The following is a 3,023-nucleotide window of genomic DNA, read 5'->3' as shown; positions in this document are numbered from 1 at the left end:
GTGAGCCGAGGTCATAATCGCCGCCCATATGGCCGGTATTTCAGACCTTCCTTAGAGGGTGAATAAGAGGAAATTACACTGCCCTAAGGAATGGGGCAATTGGGGATGCGGTAAGAAATCCTAACAGCATCAAAAATGCCAAACTTGCAAAAGTCCCAATACGGGACTATCATCTGTTTATGAGAATTATCGCACTATCAACCTTAAAAAAATTTTGGGAAGACAGCCCAGAATACATTGACGCGAAAGAGCCAACTTTAGCGTGGTATAGGCATGCATTAAACGCTGATTGGGGATCACCGGCGGATGTGAAACAGGGCTTTAGAAATGCCAGCATCCTCAAAGATGGGCGTGTCGTGTTTAACATTGCCGGTAATAAATACCGGTTAGTCGTTTGGATCAATTATGCCTACAAGGTGGTTTACATACGGTTTATCGGCAGCCATGCACAATACGATAAAATTGATGTGCAAACGATTTAAAGCCAAAAGGTAGTAACAAGAGGTAAATATAATGGACATCAGACCTATTAAAACAGATGCCGACTACCGCGCGGCATTAAACGACATCGAAAACCTAATGATGGCGGAGCCTGATACCGTCGAAGGCGAAAAGCTGGACATTTTGGTTACGTTAGTCGAGGCCTACGAAGCAAAGCATTTTCCAATGGATTTGCCAGACCCTGTTGAGGCAATAAAGTTTGAGATGGAGCGCAAAGGCTTAACGGTTAAAGATCTTGAACCCATGATAGGTAAAAGCAATCGTGTTTATGAAATCCTAAACCATAAGCGATCACTCACGCTAAAAATGATTTGGAAACTTCATGAAGGGCTAGGTATTCCAGCAGAGTCGCTGATCAAGCCGCCGCAAGTTCGCGCTTCATAGCGCTGCGCATAAAAATTATGTTGTCATGAATGACGCTCACTACCCAAACATTTCGGCTATTGATAACAGGCTAGCTGAGCTTGAAAACGAAAAGCAACAGCTTCTCGCATTAAGAGAGGCTCTACGTAGCGCTCAAAACGAGCGTTCGGTACAGGTATTCACGCCAGAACAAAAAGTCGCCCTATTCAGACAACGATTTCGTGGGCGAGAGGATATCTTCGCCAATCGTTGGCAAAACCAACAGGGCCGCAGTGGCTATTCCGTAGCCTGTGATAATGAATGGGTAAACGGGGTATGCAACAAACCCCGAATTAAATGCCAAGACTGTTCACACCGAAAGTTTAGCAAGTTAAGCGAGCACATTATTTATAGGCACCTTGCCGGTCAACAAGTGGTGGGGCTGTATCCCTTACTGAGAGATAATTCGTGCTATTTGTTAGCCGCCGATTTTGACAAAGGCTGTTGGCAAGAAGAAGTCAAAGCAATGTCTAAAGCGTGCCAAGCGTTTGATATTCCCCACGCGATAGAAATCTCGCGTTCTGGCAACGGGGCGCACTTATGGATCTTCTTCGAAACCAACATCCCAGCTAACCAAGCTCGGGCACTTGGTTTCGCTTTGCTTGATAAAGCCATGGAAATATTTCCAAACCTATCGTTTGACTCCTATGACAGGCTCTTTCCTAACCAAGATGTCCTTCCTGAGGGCGGGTTTGGCAATCTCATTGCGTTACCACTTCAAAAGGAGGCTCGCCTTTCAGGCCGTAGTTGCTTTGTTGACAGTGACCTGAATGCGATTGACGATCAATGGCGGTATCTTGCAGATCTTAAAACGCTCACGCAATCGAGTATTGATCAACTCATAACAACCATTACACCCGATACCCTATTACTGTCCGAACAAGGGCTAACAGATAACCGCCCACCTTGGGAAATCACAGCCAAAGCCGCACCAATAAAATTAGAGTCTTTGCCGAAAAACGTGACTATTACCTTGGCCAACCATATCTACTTTTTGATGAGCGAGTTACCTGGACCACTACTGGCAGGACTAAAGCGATTAGCTAGTTTTTCTAATCCTGTGTTTTTTAAAACACAAGCTTTGCGCTTTTCAACCCATGGCATTCCGAGGTTTATTTCCTGTGCTCGTATTGAAAACGGTTATCTAGCACTACCGCGAGGCTGTCTCGATGACGCGATTGCTTTGCTACAAGAGCACAGTATTTCGCCACTGTTTGACGATAAGCGTGAAACCGGCAAACCATTATTAAAACTTACCCCCGAGTTCACTTTGCGAAAAAACCAGCGAGACGCAGTGGCCGCAATAACCAAACATGACTTCGGTATTTTGCATGCGCCGACCGCATTTGGAAAAACGGTTACAGCCATTGGTATGATCGTAAAACGCAAAGTAAATACCCTAATACTGGTTCATAGCCGGCAACTGCTCGAACAATGGCAAGAGCGATTACGCACGTTCCTACCCGAAGTAATCATTGGCAGTATAGGCGGGGGTAAAAGAAAGCCGAGTGGCATTATCGACATTGCCACCTACCAAAGCTTGGTTAATAAAAAAGACAACTCCATCACGCCTCTCATTCAAGACTACGGCCACATTATTGTTGATGAATGCCACCATCTGTCTGCGCCAAGGTTTGAAATGGTACTCAACGAGGTAAGAGCAAAATATGTATTGGGCCTAACAGCAACACCAGAGCGACAAGATGGCCATCAAAAGATCATTTTTATGGCGGCAGGGCCAATTCGCTACAAAGTGAAACAAAGCCCTGATGAGCAATTTACTCAAACCGTGATGATTCATCAGCTCTACGATATACCGCCAGCTGCGCTAATAAAAACAGATGAGCGCCCAAAAATAAGCGATGCCTACCGCTGGCTCGTCGATAACCAACAGCGCACGTCAAAAATCGTCTCAGACGCCTCTCAGTGTGTTCAAAATGGCGGACATCCGTTAGTCCTTACAGAGCGTAGAGAGCACGCAGAGTACATACACTCACGACTTACCGAGATGGGTATAAGCACTGTCGTACTTAAAGGCGCCATGAAAGCTGCGGAACGCAAGAACGCTGCGTATTCCGGCGAACGTGACCGGTCATTCCGGTGATCGTGACCGATTTGCA

The 3,023-nt window shown here is 45.9% G+C and carries 2 protein-coding genes and 1 pseudogene; all 3 read left to right on the top strand.

Features of this window, described 5'->3' with window-relative positions; translation table 11 throughout:
* The first annotated feature begins 179 nt into the window (after nt 1-179).
* Nucleotides 180-482 carry a type II toxin-antitoxin system HigB family toxin gene (locus AAC006_RS21085; protein ID WP_339892492.1) on the top strand — a complete coding sequence of 101 codons (303 nt, stop codon included), beginning with the start codon at nt 180-182 and terminating at the stop codon, nt 480-482.
* 31 nt (nt 483-513) lie between these two features.
* Nucleotides 514-885 (top strand): transcriptional regulator, encoded by a 372-nt coding sequence (locus AAC006_RS21080; protein WP_000354815.1) that lies wholly within the window; start codon nt 514-516, stop codon nt 883-885.
* Nucleotides 886-910: 25 nt separating this feature from the next.
* A pseudogene (locus tag AAC006_RS21075) lies at nt 911-2,971 on the top strand (DEAD/DEAH box helicase family protein); the annotation flags it as partial.
* Nucleotides 2,972-3,023: the final 52 nt, after the last annotated feature.

It is taken from the genome of uncultured Alteromonas sp. (assembly GCF_963976965.1).
Classification (GTDB): Bacteria; Pseudomonadota; Gammaproteobacteria; order Enterobacterales; family Alteromonadaceae; genus Alteromonas; species Alteromonas naphthalenivorans.
The sequence above is the reverse complement of the archived record's forward strand: the minus strand, read 5'-3'. Positions and strand labels throughout refer to the sequence as shown.

What these genes read in the sequence shown, in the direction of transcription:
- AAC006_RS21085 (WP_339892492.1), top strand. Translation starts at nt 180, where the DNA reads ATGAGAATTATCGCACTATCAACCTTAAAAAAATTTTGGGAAGACAGC.
- AAC006_RS21080 (WP_000354815.1), top strand. Translation starts at nt 514, where the DNA reads ATGGACATCAGACCTATTAAAACAGATGCCGACTACCGCGCGGCATTA.